This is a genomic window from Nocardioides lijunqiniae (assembly GCF_015024225.1).
GTDB classification, from domain to species: Bacteria; Actinomycetota; Actinomycetes; order Propionibacteriales; family Nocardioidaceae; genus Nocardioides; species Nocardioides lijunqiniae.
The window spans coordinates 1-17219 of record NZ_JACJGM010000056.1 but is presented as its reverse complement, the minus strand read 5'-3'; the positions used below and the strand labels follow the sequence as shown (position 1 = coordinate 17219).

Sequence of the window (17219 nt, the reverse complement as noted above, 5' to 3'; positions counted from 1 at the left end):
GCGAGCGGGTCGCCGCCGCGCGCGCCGTGCTCGGCCGGGCGTCGTCGCTGCTCGGTGACCACGCCGAGGCGCTGCGCCACCTCACCGGCCTGCCGCTGCCCGACGAGGCCACCACGGCGGCGCTGCTGCGCAGCGAGCTGGCGGTGCACGGCGCCCCGGCCGCCCTGCTGCGCTACGAGGCCCACCGCAGCCGACTGGCCGAGGAGCTGGGCGTGGACCCCGGCCCGCTGCTCCAGGCGGTGCACGCGGAGCTCCTCGCCGCCGACAGCCCCGTGCGGGTGGGGCTGCGCTTCGAGTCCACCTCGCTGGTGGGCCGCGACGACGACCTGCGCGCGCTGCGGGCCGCCGTCCGCGAGGCGCGGGTGACCTCCATCCTGGGTCCGGGCGGGCTCGGCAAGACCCGCCTCGCGCACCTCCTCGGGCGCGAGGCGGAGCAGCCGGTCGTCCACTTCGTCGAGCTCGTGGGCGTGACCTCGCCCGAGGACGTCGTGGTCGAGGTCGCCTCCGCGCTGGGGGTCCGCGACTCGGTGAGCGGGCGCCGCGTGCTCAGCGCCGAGCAGCGCGGCGACGTCCGCGCCCTGCTCGCGGCCCAGCTCGACCAGGCCCCGACGCTGCTGGTCCTCGACAACTGCGAGCACGTCGTGGAGGCCGTCGCCGACCTCGTCGCCTTCCTGGTGGCGACGTGCGGCCGGCTGCGGGTGCTCACCACGACGCGCGCGCCCCTGGGCATTGCCGCCGAGCGGGTGTTCCCGCTGGCCCAGCTCGACGAGGCGGCCGCGACGCAGCTCTTCGCCGAGCGCGCCCGAGCCGCCCGGCCCGGCGTGGCGCTGGACGACGACGCCGTACGCCGCGTGGTCGCGCGCCTGGACGGGCTCCCCCTGACGCTCGAGCTGGCGGCGGCCAGGGTGCGGGCGATGTCGGTCGAGGACGTCGCAGCCCGCCTCGACGACCGGTTCCGGCTGCTCAGCGGCGCCGACCGCAGCAAGCCCGACCGGCACCAGACCCTGCTCGGCGTCATCGACTGGTCGTGGAACCTCCTGGCGCCCCCCGAGCGCGACGCGCTCGCCCGGCTCTCGGTCTTCCAGGACGGCTTCTCGCTCGAGGCCGCGGAGACGGTCCTGCCCGGCGACGCCCTCGCGGCCGTGCAGACCCTGGTCGACCAGTCCCTGCTGAGCGTCGTCGAGGCCGGCGGCTCGGTGCGCTACCGGATGCTCGAGACGGTGCGCGAGTTCGGGCGGCACCGGCTGGTCGAGTCCGGCCACGAGCCGGACGCGGTGGCGGCGCAGCTGGCCTGGGCGCGCGGCTACACCGCCGACGTGCTCGACGACCTGTTCTCCGCGCGCCAGTTCGAGACGATGGACGCGCTGGCCCGGGAGGAGGGCAACCTCGCCGACGTCCTGCGGCTGTCGCTGGCGACGGCGCAGCGGGCGACCGCGCTGCGGCTGGTCGCCTCGCTGGGTCACTACTGGAACGTCAAGGGCGAGCACCCGCGCCTGCTCGCCCTGTGCGCCGCCGTCGACGAGCTGCTGGCCGGCTGGGAGCCGACCCCCGAGGAGGTCGAGGACGCGCTGGGGGCCGCGGCGATCCTGGCGACCAACACGATGATCGCGATGGCCGACATCCCCCCGGCCTGCCGGGCACTGCTGGACGACTACGGGGACGTCGCGCGACAGCCCGCGACCCGGGCGGTGGTAGCCGTCATGCGCCTGTACGCGCCGGGTGACCCCACGTGGCCGGTCCCGGAGGCGCGCCCCCTGCTGGAGTCGCCCGAGCGCCACCTGGCCGCCCTGGCGCACCAGTGGGCCATGCACCGCAGCGAGGGGGAGGGCGACATCGCGGGCGCCATCGAGCTCGCCGAGCGGTCGCTGACGCTCTGGAGCGAGGACGACGGGCCCTGGAACCGCACGCTGGTCGAGACCCAGCTCGCCGGCCTCCACGCGCAGATCGGCAACGCCGAGCAGGCGGCCTCGCACGCCCTGGCCGCGATCCCGGTGCTCGACCGCCTCCAGGCCTACGACGACGCGATCTCGACCCGCTCCGTCCTCGCCAACGCCGCCATCGAGGCGCGGCGCTTCGAGGAGGCCCAGCAGATCGTGGACCAGATCAGCGAGCTCGAGCGCTACAACACCGCCGGCTTCGGGTCGGGCGTGATCATCACCGCCTGCAAGGCCGAGCTCGAGCTGGCCCGCGGCGAGACGACCCGAGGTCTCGGGCTGTTCCGCACGACCGTCGAGGAGCTGCGCGGCGTCTCCTTCCCGGGTCTGGGCAAGCCCACGGGGCTGGAGCCGTGGACCATCTTCGGCGAGACCGCCGCCGCCGTCGCCTACGCCCGGCACGGTCGGGGCGAGGAGGGCCGCGACCTCCTGGACACCGTGCGGCTCAAGGCCCAGCTGGTGCTGGAGCCCGAGCGGCAGCCGCTGGAGTACCCCACCGCCGGGATGCTGGTCTTCGCCCTCGGCGCGTGGGGCCTCCTGCGCGAGTCGCTGCCGCCGACCGACGGCGTCCGCCTGGTCGTCCTGGCCCGGCTCTTCTCCTACAGCCGCTACTCGCCCAGCCTCGCGTGGGACCCGATCGCGGAGCTGGCCGACCGGGTCGCCCCCGGCGAGCTCGACCGGGTCCTCGCCGGCTACGGCGGGCGCCGCGGCCCCGACCTGCTCGACGAGACCCGCGACCTGGTGGCGACGCTCTAGCCGGGGTGGCTCGGGCCGGGCGCCGCCCACCTCTCCCTACATGCGCCGCGAGTAGGAGCGCACCGTCAGCGGCGCGAAGATCGCGACGACCACCGCGAGGCCCAGCGCTGCCCAGCCGACGTGGGCGGTGACGGCGCCCTCGTTGGCGAGGTCACGGATGGCGTTGATGACCAGCGAGACCGGGTTGGCGTCCGCGAAGGCCCGCAGCCACCCCGGCATGGTCTCGGTCGGGACGAAGGCGTTGGACAGGAACGTCAGCGGGAACATCACCATCATCGAGATCCCCTGGACGCCCTGGGCGTTGCGGCCGATGGTGCCGAACCACGCGAAGATCCACGCCAGCGACCAGCCGGCGAGCACCGCCAGCACGATCGCGCCGGCCACACCGAGCACGCCGCCACCGGGCCGGTAGCCCATGGCGATGCCGACGGTGAAGGTCAGCACCGAGGCGATGAGGTAGCGCAGCATGTCGGCCAGCATCGGCCCCGCGAGCGGGGCGATCCGGGCGATCGGCAGCGACTTGAACCGGTCGAAGACGCCCTTGTCCATGTCCTCGCGCAGCTGCACGCCGGTGGCGATGCAGGCCGTCAGGACGGTCTGGCCGATCAGGCCGGTGATGATCAGCGGCAGGTAGGCGTCGACGTCGCCGGAGATCGCGCCGCCGAAGATGTAGGCGAACATCGCGGTGAACAGGATCGGCTGGATGGTGACGTCGAACATCTGCTCGAAGTTGCGCCGCATCTTCATCGTCGCCCGCCAGGCCAGCGCCAGCGTCTGGCTCAGGGTCTCGGCCAGCGAGGGGTGCGCCGGCAGGGCGTCCACGCCGGACAGGGTCTGGCTGACGGTCAGCGTGCTCGGGTGCTCCAGGGTGGTGCTCATCGGACGGTCTCCAGGTCTCGGTCGTGCCGGTCGTCCCGACCGGGGGAGTCGGGGGAGTCGGGGGTGTCGTGGTCGACGGCACCGTCGGTCCCGTCGGTGCCGTCGGTGCCGTCGGTGCCGGTGTCCTCGGCGCCGTGGCCGGTGAGCGCCATGAACACCTCGTCGAGCGTGGGCTTCTGGACCGTCGCGCTGGTGATCAGCAGGTCCTCGCTGCGCAGGCCGATGAGGACGTCGGCGGCGAGGTTCGCGTCGCGCATGGGGACGTTGATGCCACCCGCCTCGGGGGTCAGCACCGGCTCGTCGCCGGCCACCCGGCGTACGACGTCGACCGCGGCGGCCGTGCGCGTCGGGTCCGCGAGCCGCAGCTGGAGCGTCGAGCTGCCGACCTGGCTCTTGAGCTCGTCGGGGGTGCCCTGGGCGACCTTGCGGCCGCGGTCGATGACGGCGATCCGGTGGGCGAGCTGGTCGGCCTCGTCGAGGTACTGGGTGGTGAGCAGCACCGTCGAGCCCTCGCCGACCAGCGTGCGGATCGTGTCCCACATCTGGCCGCGGGTGCGCGGGTCGAGCCCGGTCGTGGGCTCGTCGAGGAAGATCAGCGGCGGGCGGGTGATCAGGCTGACCGCCAGGTCGAGGCGGCGCCGCATGCCACCGGAGAACTGCGAGATCGGCCGGTCGGCGGCGTCCTCGAGCCCGAACTGGCCCAGCAGCTCGGCGCCCACGACGCGTGCCCGACGGCTGCCGAGGCCGAGCAGGCGGCCGAAGAGCAGGAGGTTCTCGGAGGCGGTGAGGTTCTCGTCGACCGAGGCGTACTGGCCGGTGACGCCGATGAGCTGCCGGACGACGTGGGGCTGGCGGCGCACGTCCTGGCCGAAGACGCGCGCCTCGCCGGCGTCGATCGTCAGCAGCGTCGCCAGCATCTGCAGCATGGTCGTCTTGCCGGCGCCGTTCGGCCCCAGGACGCCGAAGACCTCGCCGCGGACGACCTCGAGGTCGATGCCGTCCACGGCGCGGTTGGTGCCGAAGGTCTTCACCAGGCCGGTGGCCTGGACGGCGGGCTCGTGCCCGCCGTCGGAGGGGTGGGATGTGGTCATGGCACCAGCGTGGGGCGAGCCGGTTTCAGGACGCCTTCACACCGGTTTCACGGCCTCGCACCCGCCTCCGCAGCAGCGCAGCGTCAGGCGTCGGAGGAGGTCGCCCACAGGTTGATGCCGGAGTCGACGGCGTCCTGCTCGACGGCGGCGAGCTCCTCGTCGCTGATCTCCAGGTTGTCCAGGACCGCGAGGTTGTCGTCGAGCTGGGCGACGCTGCTGGCGCCGATCAGCACCGAGGTCACGCGGGCGTCGCGCAGCACCCAGGCCAGGGCGAGCTGCGCCAGCGACTGCCCCCGGCCCTGGGCGATCTCGTGGAGCCGGCGCACGTGCGCCACGGCCTCGTCGGTCAGCAGCGAGGGGTCGAGCGACTTGCCCTGGGCGGCGCGGGAGTCGGCGGGGATGCCGTCGAGGTAGCGGTCGGTGAGCATCCCCTGCGCCAGCGGCGAGAAGGCGATGCAGCCGACGCCCTCCTCGCCCAGCACGTCGAGCAGCGAGGCGCCGTCCTCGGACGGCTCCTCCACCCACCGGTTGAGCATCGAGTACGACGGCTGGTGGATGAGCAGCGGCACGCCCATCTCGCGCAGCAGCGCGGCCGCCTCGCGGGTGCGCTCGGCGGAGTAGGACGAGATGCCGGCGTAGGTCGCCCTGCCCGACTGCACGGCGGTGGCGAGCGCGCCCATCGTCTCCTCGAGCGGGGTCTCGGGGTCGAAGCGGTGGCTGTAGAAGATGTCGACGTGGTCGAGGCCCATGCGGGTCAGGCTCTGGTCGAGCGAGGCGAGAAGGTACTTGCGCGAGCCCCACTCGCCGTACGGGCCCGGCCACATGTCGTAGCCGGCCTTGGTGGAGATGACGAGCTCGTCGCGGTAGGGGCGGAAGTCGTCGCGGAAGATCCGGCCGAAGTTGGTCTCCGCCGAGCCGTAGGGCGGGCCGTAGTTGTTGGCCAGGTCGAAGTGGGTGACGCCGCGGTCGAAGGCGCGGCGCAGGATGGCGCGCTGGGTCTCGATCGGCTTGTCGTCGCCGAAGTTGTGCCACAGGCCGAGGGACACCGCCGGCAGCTTCAGGCCGGATCGGCCGCAGCGGCGGTAGGCGTGGGCGTCGTAGCGGTCGTCGGCGGCGCGGTAGGGCTCGGGCGTGGTCATGCACCGATCCTGCCGCACGCCCGGCGGGAGGTCAGTCGAGAGGCTCGCTGACGGCCGCGACCATCGCGTCGTAGGCGCCGCGGTCGCCGCTCACCTCGATCCCGTCGGCGCCGCGGCGCTTCCACAGCCACGCGTCGAGGTCGGCGGCGCGGCCGCGCACCAGGGCGGCGGCCTCGCCCGGATCGACCAGCAGCAGGTGGGGTCCGTCGTGGACCTTGCCGGACTCCGGGTCGGTGCCGTGGAACGTGCCGGGCCGCACGAAGAGCGACTCACCGACGTCGGTCATCTCGACGCGCACGAGCGCGTCGCCGAGGTCGGTGCGGCCCCACGCCGGCGCCTCGCCGCCGTACATGACGTCGAGCAGCTCCGCGACGCCGTCGGCGGCGAGCGCCGGGTCCAGGTCGGTGACCTGTCCGGCCGCCTGCTCGGCGTCCAGCCGGTGGATCAGCGCCTCGTGGGCCTGGCGGCGGAACGTGAACCCGACGGTCTGCTCCGGAGCCCACGACCAGGCCGGCTCGGCGGGGTCGGTGGCCGAGAGCTGGGCGACCAGGTCGGCGGAGTGCTCGTCGAAGTAGTCCAGCAGCGCGTCGTACGACGACGGCCGGGTCGGCTGCTCGGCGAAGTCGGCGTCGGTGGGCGCAGCCGGTCGCGCGCGGATGCGCCCGGCCCAGAAGCGCTGCACCCCGGCCAGGTGCCAGAGCAGGTCGGAGGCGTCCCAGTCGGGGCACGCCGGCACCCGCGCCCGTGGGTCGCAGCCGGCCAGGACGTCACGGAAGCGTGCCGAGTCGCGACGCAGGTGCTCGAGGTAGTCGGGAAAGCCGAGTCGGGTCATCTCGACAACGTAGAACGCGGCGGGGACGGTCGTCGCGGGAGTTTCGCCGGTCGACCGGCGTTTCTGGACCTTGGCCGCTGAAGCTTCATCGGTCGGGCGTGAGTTTCGTCGGTCAAGCCGGTCACTGACCGGTCCCAACGAGCCTGTCGGTGGTCGAGCAGCGAGGAGCGCCAGCGACGAGCGAACGTCGAGGCCCCCACAAGTGCCCGCACAAGCGCGGCAACCCCTTGTCGGGGCTGGTGTGACTGGTGGTGCGTCTACCGACACTCAGCGTCGGCAGTTGGTCGTCACCTCGGGGTGATCGAGCGCGGCCAGGCTCGCCCGAGGACGCAACTGCCGACGCTGATGACCGATCCGCGACCGCTTGGAACTTCGTCAGTCAGGCGTGAGTTTCGCCGGTCGACCGGCGAATCTCCCGCTTCGGGTAGGAAGCTTCACCGCGGCAGCGTGAGTTTCGCCGGTCGACCGGCGAATCTGGCCACCGGCGTCCACGGGCGCGACTCCGCGTCCACCCACCCCGGTTCACATGAACATGCAGAGATCTGTATAGTCATGCACATGACGTTCACGGTTGCGGTCGCCGGCGCCTCCGGCTACGCCGGGGGTGAGGTGCTGCGCCTCCTCCTGGGCCACCCCGAGGCGCGCATCGGCGCGCTCACCGCCGGCAGCAACGCCGGCGAGCTGCTCGGCCCGCTCCAGCCGCACCTCGTGCCGCTGGCCGACCGGGTGCTCGCGCCGACGGACCTCGACACGCTCGGGGGCCACGACGTGGTCTTCCTCGCGCTGCCGCACGGTCAGTCCGGCGAGATCGCCGCGCAGCTGCCGCAGAGCACGGTGGTCATCGACTGCGGCGCCGACTTCCGGCTCCAGGACGCGGGGGAGTGGGAGCGCTTCTACGGCGGCACCCACGCCGGCACCTGGCCCTACGGCCTGCCCGAGCTGCCCGGCCAGCGCGAGGTTCTCGCGTCCGCGACGAGGATCGCGGTCCCCGGCTGCTACCCGACCGTCTCCACGCTCACGCTCGCGCCGGCCCTGGCCGCCGGCCTGGTCGAGCCCGACGTCGTCGTCGTGGCCGCCTCCGGCACCAGCGGCGCCGGCAAGGCCGCCAAGCCGCACCTGCTCGGCAGCGAGATCATGGGCAACGCCAGCGCCTACGGCGTCGGCGGCGGCCACCGGCACACGCCGGAGATCACCCAGAACCTCACGCCGCTGGCCGACGGCACCGTGCGCGTCAGCTTCACGCCGCTGCTGGTGCCGATGCCGCGCGGCATCCTCGCCACCTGCTCCGCGCCGCTGCGCGGCGAGGTGTCGGCCGAGCAGGCGCACGCCGCCTACGTCGCCGCGTACGCCGACGAGCCGTTCGTCCACGTGCTGCCGGCCGGCCAGTGGCCCCAGACCAAGTCGGTGGTCGGCTCCAACGCCGTCCACGTGCAGGTGACCGTCGACCCCGTCGCGGGCCGCCTGGTCGCGGTCGGGGCCGTGGACAACCTCGCCAAGGGCACGGGCGGCGCCGCCGTCCAGTGCATGAACCTCGCGCTGGGGCTCGACGAGAGCCTCGGCCTCACCACCGTAGGGATCGCACCATGACCGACGACCAGGGCACGCCCACCACCGACCAGCACGAGGGGACGGGCGACGAGGTGGCCGGCGACGACGCGATCCTGAGCCTCCCCGAGACGCCTACCTACGAGCTGCAGCAGTTCCCGGAGAAGCTCGCCGTGGTCAAGCTGCCGCCGGGGGCCGAGATCCCGGAGTGGGCGGAGTCGTCCTCGCTGTTCTCGATCACCGCGACCGCGACCGAGACCTCGCTGGTCTGCGCCGGCCGCAACGTGCCGACCAAGCAGGTGGCGCACAAGGGCATGACCGCCTTCGCGGTGATGGGCCAGCTGGACCTCAGCCTGACCGGGGTCCTGGCGGGCCTGCTGGTGCCGCTGGCCGAGGCCGAGATCAGCGTGTTCACCATCTCGACGTACGACACCGACTGGATCCTGGTGCCCGTGGCCAGGGCCGAGGACGCGGCGGAGGCGTGGCGACGACGGGGGCACACCGTCAACCTCGCCGTCCCCGTCACCAAGCCACCCCGGAAGAGCAAGAAATGACCGTCACCACCCCCGCCGGCTTCCGCGCCGCCGGCGTCGCCGCCGGACTGAAGTCCACCGGCGCCCAGGACCTGGCCCTCGTCGTCAACGACGGGCCCACCTACGACTCGGCCAGCGTCTTCACGGCCAACCGCTGCAAGGCCAACCCGATCCTCTGGAGCCAGGAGGTGGTCAAGGACGGCGTCGTGCGCGCCGTCGTCCTCAACTCCGGCGGCGCCAACTGCTACACCGGTCCCGACGGCTTCCAGACCACCCACGCGGTGGCGGAGCGGGTCGCCGGCGCGGTCGGCATCGGAGCCGGCGACGTCGTCGTCTGCTCCACCGGGCTGATCGGCCTGGCCAACGACCGCGAGCAGCTGCTCGCCGGCGTCGACGCGGCGCACGCCGCCCTCGCGACCGACGGCGGTGCCGACGCCGCGGCCGCCATCATGACCACCGACTCGGTGAGCAAGCAGGTCGTGGTCGAGGGCGCCGGCTGGTCCATCGGCGGCATGGCCAAGGGCGCCGGCATGCTGGCGCCGCAGCTGGCGACGATGCTGGTGGTCCTCACCACCGACGCGGTCGTGCCCGCGGCCGACCTGGACACCGCGCTGCGTGCGGCGACCCGGGTCAGCTTCGACCGGCTCGACTCCGACGGCTGCATGTCCACCAACGACACCGTCACCGTGATGGCCAGCGGGGCGAGCGGCATCACCCCGCCGCTGCCCGACTTCACCGACGCCCTGACCCAGGCCTGCTCCGACCTCGCCATGCAGCTGCTGCGCGACGCCGAGGGCGCCGACCACGAGATCGCGATCACGGTGCTCCACGCCGCCTCCGAGGACGACGCCGTCGAGGCCGCGCGCAGCGTGGCCCGGAGCAACCTCTTCAAGGCCGCCGTCTTCGGCAACGACCCCAACTGGGGCCGGGTGCTCGCCAGCATCGGCACCACCCAGGCGGCGTTCGACCCCGCCGACCTCGACGTCGCCATGAACGGCGTCTGGGTCTGCCGCCGCTCGACGCCGGCGGCCGACCCCGCGGCGGTCGACCTCACGCCCCGCGAGGTCAGCGTGACCATCGACCTCAAGTCCGGCGACGCCCGCGCGACCGTCTGGACCAACGACCTCACCCACGCCTACGTCCACGAGAACAGTGCCTACAGCTCATGACCCAGACCCCCGGTAAGCCCGACCCCGCCAAGGCCGCCGTCCTGGCCGCAGCCCTCCCGTGGCTGAAGGCCTACCACGGCAAGATCGTGGTGGTGAAGTACGGCGGCAACGCCATGACCGACGACACCCTCAAGCGCGCCTTCGCCGAGGACATCGCCTTCCTGCGCTTCGCCGGCTTCAAGCCGGTCGTCGTGCACGGCGGCGGCCCGCAGATCTCCCGGATGCTCGACAAGCTCGGCATCGAGTCGGAGTTCAAGGGCGGCCTGCGCGTCACCACCCCCGAGGCCATGGAGGTCGTGCGGATGGTGCTCGTGGGCCAGGTCCAGCGCGAGCTCGTGGGGCTCATCAACGACCACGGCCCGCTGGCGGTCGGCCTGTCCGGAGAGGACGCCGGGCTGTTCACCGCCGAGCAGACCAACACGATCGTCGACGGCGAGGAGGTCGATCTCGGGCTCGTCGGCGAGGTCGCCCACGTGCGCCCCGAGTCGGTGCTCGACCTGATCGAGGCCGGTCGCATCCCGGTGGTCTCCAGCGTCGCGCCCGACGTCGACGGCGTGGTCCACAACGTCAACGCCGACCTCGCCGCGTCCGCGCTCGCCGTCGCCCTGGGCGCGGAGAAGCTGCTGGTCCTCACCGACGTCGAGGGGCTCTACCTCGACTGGCCCAGCTCCGACGACGTGATCGGTGAGATCAGCCCCGAGTCGCTCGACGAGCTGATGCCGACCCTCGCCAGCGGCATGGTGCCCAAGATGGGCGCCTGCCTGCAGGCCATCCGGGGCGGGGTCAGCCGCGCGACGGTGGTCGACGGGCGCCAGCCGCACGCCGTCCTCCTGGAGCTCTTCACCAACGAGGGCGTCGGCACGCAGGTGCTGCCCGGGGTGGAGACCAAGACCCGGAAGGCCAGGGACACGCCCTCATGAGCGACCACGCGACTACCTGGGGCGAGCGGTACGCCGACTCGCTCATGAACACCTTCGGCCCGCCGAAGCTCACGCTCGTGCGCGGTCAGGGCGCGCACGTCTGGGACGCCGACGGCGCCGAGTACGTCGACCTGCTCGGCGGGATCGCGGTCAACGCGCTCGGCCACGGGCACCCCGCCCTCGTCGAGGCCGTGACCAGCCAGCTCTCCACGCTCGGCCACGTCTCCAACTTCTTCGCGACCGGACCGCAGGTCGAGCTGGCCGAGAAGCTGCTCGCGCTGCTGGGCGCCGGCCCCGGCAAGGTGTTCCTCACCAACTCCGGCACCGAGGCCAACGAGGCCGCCTTCAAGCTCACCCGGCGCACCGGCCGCACCCACGTCGTGGCCGCCGCCGGCGGCTTCCACGGGCGCACGATGGGCGCATTGGCGCTGACCTCGAAGGAGGCCTACCGGGCGCCGTTCGAGCCGCTGCCCGGCGACGTCACGTTCGTGCCCTACGGCGACGCCGACGCGCTCGCCGCGGCCGTCACCGACCGCACGGCCGCGATCCTGCTGGAGCCGATCCAGGGTGAGGCCGGCGTCGTCGTGCCGCCCGAGGGCTACCTCGCCGCCGCGCGCGCCGTCGCCGACGAGCACGGCGCCCTGCTCTGGCTCGACGAGGTCCAGACCGGCATGGGCCGCACGGGCGCGTGGTTCGCCCACGCCGCCTCCGGGGTGCGCCCCGACATCGTGACGCTGGCCAAGGGGCTCGCCGGGGGCTTCCCGATCGGCGCCTGCGTCGGGCTGGGGGAGAGCGGCAGCCTGCTCGAGCCCGGCAACCACGGCACGACCTTCGGCGGCAACCCGGTCGCCTGCGCGGCTGCCCTCGCCGTCATCCGCACCATCGAGGACGACGGGCTGCTCGAGCACGTCACCGTGCTGGGTCGACGGCTCCGTGACGGCCTGGCCGCCGACCCCCGGGTGAGCGAGGTGCGGGGGGAGGGGCTGCTCATCGGCCTCGACCTCGCGGCCGAGGTCTCCGCCGACGTGGCCTCCGCCGCGATGGCGCACGGCTTCATCATCAACAACCCGACCCCGCAGCGCATCCGGCTGGCGCCCCCGCTCGTCCTCACCCAGGACGACGCCGACGCGTTCCTCGCCGCCTGGCCGGCGATCCTGGACGAAGTGATGGGCTCGTGAGGCACTTCCTCGCCGACGACGACCTGCGACCCGACGAGCAGGCCCAGGTGCTGCGCCTGGCCGCCGACCTCAAGGCCTCGCCCTACGACGCCAAGCCGCTCGCCGGCCCGCGCACGGTGGCGATGATCTTCGACAAGCCGACCCTGCGCACCCAGGCGTCGTTCGCCGCCGGCATCGCCGAGCTCGGCGGCTACCCGATGCTGGTCGACGGCAGCCTGGCCGGCATCGGGGTGCGCGAGTCCGTGCCCGACGTGGCCCGGGTGCTGGGTCGTCAGGCCTCGGCGATCGTGTGGCGCACCTTCGAGCAGTCGTTCCTCGAGGAGATGGCCGAGCACGCCGGCGTCCCCGTCGTCAACGCGCTGACCGACCTGTTCCACCCGTGCCAGCTGCTCGCGGACCTGCTGACCGTGCAGGAGCACCGGGGCGAGCTCGCCGGGCTGCGGGTGGCGTTCGTCGGCGACGCCGCGTGCAACATGGGCAACTCCTGGCTGCTGGCGGGCGCCACCGCCGGCATGCACGTGGTCGTCAGCGGACCGGAGGGCTACCTGCCCTCCGACGCGATGCTCCAGCGCGCTACCGACATCACCTCCCACGCCGGCGGCTCGGTCAGCGCGACCCACGACCCGGTCGCCGCCGTGACCGGCGCCGACGTGGTCGTCACCGACACCTGGGTCTCGATGGGCAAGGAGGAGGAGTCGGCCGCGCGCGAGCTGGTCTTCGCCGACTACAGCCTCACCGCCGACCTGCTGGCCCACGCGAAGCCGGACGCGATCGTCCTGCACTGCCTGCCGGCCTACCGCGGCAAGGAGATCGCCGGCGAGGTGCTCGACGGGCCGCAGAGCGTCGTCTGGGACGAGGCCGAGAACCGTCGTCACGCCCAGAAGGCCGTGCTGACCTTCCTCGTCGGCGCCGCGGGAGGCACGTCGTGAGCGACGCCGCCCTGCGCCCGGCCACCAAGAACGCCCGGCACCAGCTGATCGTCGACCTGGTCACCCACCGCGAGGTGCGCTCGCAGGGCGAGCTGGCCGACCTGCTGGCGGCGGAGGGCGTGCACGTCACCCAGGCGACGCTGTCGCGCGACCTGGTCGAGCTCGAGGCGGTCAAGGTCCGCGACGGCAAGGGTGCGCTCGTCTACGCCGTGCCCGGCGAGGGCGGCGACCGCCGCGCGCTGGCGCCGAGCGAGACGCACGCGTCCATGCTGCGCCTGGCCAAGCTCTGCGGCGACCTGCTCGTCAGCGCCGACTCCTCGGCCAACCTCGTGGTCCTGCGCACGCCTCCGGGCGCCGCGCAGTTCCTCGCCTCGGCGTTCGACAAGGCCGAGTTCCCCGACGTGCTCGGCACCATCGCCGGCGACGACACCGTCCTGGTGATCGGCCGCGACCCCACCGGCGGGGAGGACCTCGCCCGGCGCTTCCTGGCCCTCGCCGAGGTCCCCGCGCCTCCCACCACCACCGCACTCCAGACAGAGGAACCCACGTGAGCAAGGTCCTGACCACCCTCCCCGTCGGCGAACGGGTCGGCATCGCCTTCTCCGGCGGCCTCGACACCTCGGTCGCGGTCGCCTGGATGCGCGCCAAGGGCGCCGTGCCCTGCACCTACACCGCCGACATCGGCCAGTACGACGAGCCCGACATCTCCGGCGTCCCGGCCCGTGCGATGGAGTACGGCGCCGAGCTCGCGCGCTCCGTCGACTGCCGCCCCCAGCTGGTGGAGGAGGGCCTCGCGGCCATCGCCTGCGGCGCGTTCCACATCCGCTCGGGCTCGCGCACCTACTTCAACACCACCCCGCTGGGCCGGGCCGTGACCGGCACCATGCTGGTGCGCGCCATGCACGAGGACGGCGTCGACATCTGGGGCGACGGCTCGACCTTCAAGGGCAACGACATCGAGCGCTTCTACCGCTACGGCCTGCTCGCCAACCCCGACCTGCGCATCTACAAGCCGTGGCTGGACGCCGACTTCGTCCACGAGCTCGGCGGCCGCACCGAGATGAGCCAGTGGCTCACCGAGCGCGGCCTGCCCTACCGCGACAGCAAGGAGAAGGCCTACTCCACCGACGCCAACATCTGGGGCGCCACCCACGAGGCCAAGACCCTGGAGCACCTCGACGTCTCCCTCGAGACCGTCGAGCCGATCATGGGCGTGAAGTTCTGGGACCCGGCGGTCGACATCGCCTCCGAGGACGTCACGATCCGCTTCGTCGCCGGTCGCCCGGTCGCCATCAACGGCACGACGTACGACGACGCGGTGGCGCTGGTCCACGAGGCCAACACCATCGGCGGCCGTCACGGCCTGGGCATGAGCGACCAGATCGAGAACCGCATCATCGAGGCCAAGTCGCGCGGCATCTACGAGGCGCCGGCGATGGCGCTGCTGTGGATCGCCTACGAGCGGCTGCTCAACGCCGTGCACAACGAGGACACGATCGCCAACTACCACTCGCAGGGTCGCCAGCTGGGCCGGCTGCTCTACGAGGGTCGCTGGCTCGACCCGCAGGCGCTGATGCTGCGGGAGGGGATCCAGCGCTGGATCGCCTCGCTGGTGACCGGCGAGGTGACGCTGCGGCTGCGCCGCGGCGAGGACTACACCGTCCTGCGCACCGACGGGCCGGCGTTCTCCTACCACCCCGACAAGCTGTCGATGGAGCGCACCGACAACGCGGTGTTCGGTCCGACCGACCGCATCGGACAGCTGACGATGCGCAACCTCGACATCGCCGACTCGCGCGCCAAGCTGGAGATGTACGCCGACCAGCCCCTCGACCAGGGCCAGGTGCTCGTCGAGCACGGCACCCTGTTCGGCGAGCTGCCGGCGGGCGGGGCCGACCGGATCACCTACAACCCGCAGGCGACCAGCGAGGACGAGGCGCTGGACCGCGCCGCGATGGAGTCCGGGACCGACTGATGGCCGAGGACACCCGCCGGGACGCCCAGGAGGGCACCAACGAGGGCATGCTGTGGGGCGGCCGCTTCTCCGGCGGCCCGTCGCCCGAGCTCGAGGCGCTGTCGCGCTCGACGCACTTCGACTGGCGCCTGACGCCCTACGACCTGGCGGGCTCGCGCGCGCACGCCCGCGCGCTGCACCGCGCCGGGCTGCTCAGCGACTGCGAGCTCGCCGAGCTCCTGCGGGGCTGCGACGTGCTGGGGGAGCGCTACGCCGCGGGCGACCTGCGGCCCGACCCCTCCGACGAGGACGTGCACGGCGCCCTGGAGCGCCTGCTGCTCGACGAGGTCGGCGCGGAGGTCGGCGGCCGGATCCGGGCGGGGCGCAGCCGCAACGACCAGATCGCCACGCTGTTCAAGGTCTTCCTGCGCGACCACGCCCGGGTCGTGGGTGGGCTGGTCCTCGACCTGGTGGACGTGCTCGCGCAGCAGGCCCGCGACCACCTCGACGTCGTGATGCCCGGTCGCACGCACCTGCAGCACGCCCAGCCGGTGCTCCTCGCGCACCACCTGCTCGCCCACGCCTGGCCACTCGTGCGCGACGTCGACCGGCTCCTCGACTGGGACGCACGCGTCGCCGCCGACTCGCCGTACGGCTCGGGGGCGCTGGCCGGCTCCAGCCTGGGCCTGGACCCCGTCGGGGTGGCCACCGAGCTCGGGTTCACCGGCTCGTCGGCCAACTCCATCGACGGGACCGCCGCGCGCGACTTCGTGGCGGAGTTCGCCTTCGTCGCCGCCCAGGTGGGCGTCGACGTGAGCCGGCTGGCCGAGGAGGTCATCCTCTGGTCGACGCGTGAGTTCGGCTTCGTCCGGCTGCACGACTCCTGGTCGACGGGCTCGAGCATCATGCCGCAGAAGAAGAACCCCGACATCGCCGAGCTGGCGCGCGGCAAGGCGGGCCGTCTGGTGGGCAACCTCACCGGCCTGATGACCACGCTCAAAGCGCTGCCCCTGGCCTACAACCGCGACCTGCAGGAGGACAAGGAGCCGGTCTTCGACTCCGTCGACACCCTGGAGGTGCTGCTGCCGGCGTTCTCCGGGATGGTCGCGACCCTCACGTTCGACACCGCCCGGCTGGCCGAGCTGGCGCCGCAGGGCTTCTCGCTGGCCACCGACGTGGCCGAGTGGCTGGTGCGCGAGGGCGTGCCCTTCCGCGTGGCGCACGAGGTCGCCGGCTCCTGCGTGCAGCGGTGCGAGGAGCTCGGGGTCGAGCTCCACGAGCTCACCGACGATCAGTTCGCCGCCATCTCGCCGGCCCTCACGCCCGACGTCCGGTCGGTGCTCACCGTGGAGGGCTCGGTGACCTCCCGTGACGGACGGGGCGGCACGGCGCCCGTGCGGGTGCGCGAGCAGCTCCAGGAGCTCCACGAGCGCGCCGTGGCGCAGCGTGAGCGCCTCGGCTGACCTCGGGCGCCTCCTCCTCGGCCCGGCGCCGGAGGTGGCGCCGCTGCTGCTCGGCGCCGTGCTCCGCCACGGCGAGGTGGCGGTGCGCCTGACCGAGGTCGAGGCCTACGCCGGCGCCGACGACCCGGGCTCCCACGCCTACCGCGGGCCCACCCGCCGCAACGCGGTGATGTTCGGACCCCCGGGGCGCCTCTACTGCTACTTCACCTACGGGATGCACGTGTGCGCCAACGCGGTGGCCGGGCCGGAGGGGACCGCCGCCGGCATCCTGCTGCGAGCGGGGGAGGTCGTCGAGGGGATCGACGTCGCGCGCAGCCGCCGTCCCGGCTCCAGCGACCGCGACCTGGCCCGCGGTCCGGCGCGGCTGTGCCGTGCCCTGGGGATCGCCCTGAGCGACGACGGGGCCGACCTCACGCGGGGTCCGATCACCCTCGAGCCGGGCACGCCGCCCCCTCGGGTGGAGGCCGGCCCCCGGGTCGGGCTGCGCCAGGCGCCCGACCGTCCGTGGCGCTTCTGGACGCCGGGGGAGCCCTCCGTGTCGGCCTACCGACCCGCCAAGCGACCCCCGAGTTGACGAAGCCCAGGGATGCCCGTAATGTTCTCCGGGTTGCCCCAGAACGGCCCGAGAGGGTCCGGAGGGAGAGCAGCCAGTAGCCCCACCGGCGGCCGGAAACGGTCTTCAGCGGTGTGCGTCTGATACTTGAGAACTCAACAGTGTGTCATAGTCGATGAATTAGTTTGTATGCCCTCATCTTTTGATGGTGGGTTGTTTTTTTCGGCATTAATGATTCTGGCAATTGTCAGTTTTGTTTTTTGTCAGTGATTGGAATTTTCTACGGAGAGTTTGATCCTGGCTCAGGACGAACGCTGGCGGCGTGCTTAACACATGCAAGTCGA

The 17219-nt window shown here is 72.9% G+C and carries 15 protein-coding genes and 1 rRNA gene; 12 read left to right on the top strand and 4 right to left on the bottom strand.

What is annotated here, in order from left to right; translation table 11 throughout:
- Positions 1-2690: ATP-binding protein (locus IRQ30_RS22290; RefSeq protein ID WP_193615031.1), on the top strand; the 2690-nt coding region annotated here is incomplete at its 5' end.
- 36 nt (positions 2691-2726) lie between these two features.
- On the opposite strand, the gene IRQ30_RS22285 is transcribed toward IRQ30_RS22290, so the two are convergent.
- From IRQ30_RS22285 to IRQ30_RS22270, 4 genes are all read right to left on the bottom strand, one after another.
- A complete protein-coding gene (locus tag IRQ30_RS22285) occupies positions 2727-3569 on the bottom strand; it encodes an ABC transporter permease (protein WP_193615030.1) in 843 nt (280 codons plus the stop codon).
- Positions 3566-4660, bottom strand: a complete 1095-nt coding sequence (locus IRQ30_RS22280; protein ID WP_193615029.1) for an ATP-binding cassette domain-containing protein — start codon at positions 4658-4660, stop codon at positions 3566-3568. The genes IRQ30_RS22285 and IRQ30_RS22280 overlap by 4 nt, the downstream gene beginning before the upstream one ends.
- Positions 4661-4743: 83 nt before the next feature.
- Complete coding sequence (mgrA, locus tag IRQ30_RS22275; RefSeq protein WP_193615028.1) at positions 4744-5799, bottom strand: L-glyceraldehyde 3-phosphate reductase; 1056 nt, start codon at positions 5797-5799, stop codon at positions 4744-4746.
- 31 nt (positions 5800-5830) lie between these two features.
- Positions 5831-6631, bottom strand: coding sequence for a maleylpyruvate isomerase family mycothiol-dependent enzyme (locus IRQ30_RS22270; RefSeq protein WP_193615027.1), 801 nt, complete (start codon positions 6629-6631; stop codon positions 5831-5833).
- Between the two features lie 552 nt (positions 6632-7183).
- Between IRQ30_RS22270 and argC the strand changes: the two genes are divergently transcribed.
- The 11 genes from argC to IRQ30_RS22215 form a co-directional block, all read left to right on the top strand.
- Positions 7184-8218 (top strand): N-acetyl-gamma-glutamyl-phosphate reductase, encoded by a 1035-nt coding sequence (gene argC / locus IRQ30_RS22265; protein ID WP_264674647.1) that lies wholly within the window; start codon positions 7184-7186, stop codon positions 8216-8218.
- On the top strand, positions 8215-8730 hold the full coding sequence (locus tag IRQ30_RS22260; RefSeq protein ID WP_193615025.1) for an ACT domain-containing protein: 516 nt from the start codon (positions 8215-8217) through the stop codon (positions 8728-8730). The genes argC and IRQ30_RS22260 overlap by 4 nt, the downstream gene beginning before the upstream one ends.
- Positions 8727-9878 carry a bifunctional glutamate N-acetyltransferase/amino-acid acetyltransferase ArgJ gene (argJ, locus tag IRQ30_RS22255; protein ID WP_193615024.1) on the top strand — a complete coding sequence of 384 codons (1152 nt, stop codon included), beginning with the start codon at positions 8727-8729 and terminating at the stop codon, positions 9876-9878. The genes IRQ30_RS22260 and argJ overlap by 4 nt, the downstream gene beginning before the upstream one ends.
- Positions 9875-10798: an acetylglutamate kinase gene (argB, locus tag IRQ30_RS22250; protein WP_193615023.1), complete on the top strand. Its 924-nt coding sequence runs from the start codon at positions 9875-9877 to the stop codon at positions 10796-10798. The genes argJ and argB overlap by 4 nt, the downstream gene beginning before the upstream one ends.
- On the top strand, positions 10795-11976 hold the full coding sequence (locus IRQ30_RS22245; RefSeq protein WP_193615022.1) for an acetylornithine transaminase: 1182 nt from the start codon (positions 10795-10797) through the stop codon (positions 11974-11976). Before argB ends, IRQ30_RS22245 begins: the two co-directional genes overlap by 4 nt.
- Positions 11973-12905: an ornithine carbamoyltransferase gene (gene argF / locus IRQ30_RS22240; RefSeq protein WP_193609965.1), complete on the top strand. Its 933-nt coding sequence runs from the start codon at positions 11973-11975 to the stop codon at positions 12903-12905. Before IRQ30_RS22245 ends, argF begins: the two co-directional genes overlap by 4 nt.
- A complete protein-coding gene (locus IRQ30_RS22235; protein WP_193615021.1) occupies positions 12902-13456 on the top strand; it encodes an arginine repressor in 555 nt (184 codons plus the stop codon). Before argF ends, IRQ30_RS22235 begins: the two co-directional genes overlap by 4 nt.
- Positions 13453-14880 carry an argininosuccinate synthase gene (argG, locus tag IRQ30_RS22230; protein ID WP_193609967.1) on the top strand — a complete coding sequence of 476 codons (1428 nt, stop codon included), beginning with the start codon at positions 13453-13455 and terminating at the stop codon, positions 14878-14880. Before IRQ30_RS22235 ends, argG begins: the two co-directional genes overlap by 4 nt.
- Positions 14880-16322 (top strand): argininosuccinate lyase, encoded by a 1443-nt coding sequence (gene argH, locus IRQ30_RS22225; RefSeq protein ID WP_193615020.1) that lies wholly within the window; start codon positions 14880-14882, stop codon positions 16320-16322. The genes argG and argH overlap by 1 nt, the downstream gene beginning before the upstream one ends.
- Complete coding sequence (locus IRQ30_RS22220; RefSeq protein WP_193615019.1) at positions 16306-16896, top strand: DNA-3-methyladenine glycosylase; 591 nt, start codon at positions 16306-16308, stop codon at positions 16894-16896. Before argH ends, IRQ30_RS22220 begins: the two co-directional genes overlap by 17 nt.
- A gap of 258 nt (positions 16897-17154) precedes the next feature.
- Positions 17155-17219 (top strand): 16S ribosomal RNA (locus IRQ30_RS22215); the annotation flags it as partial.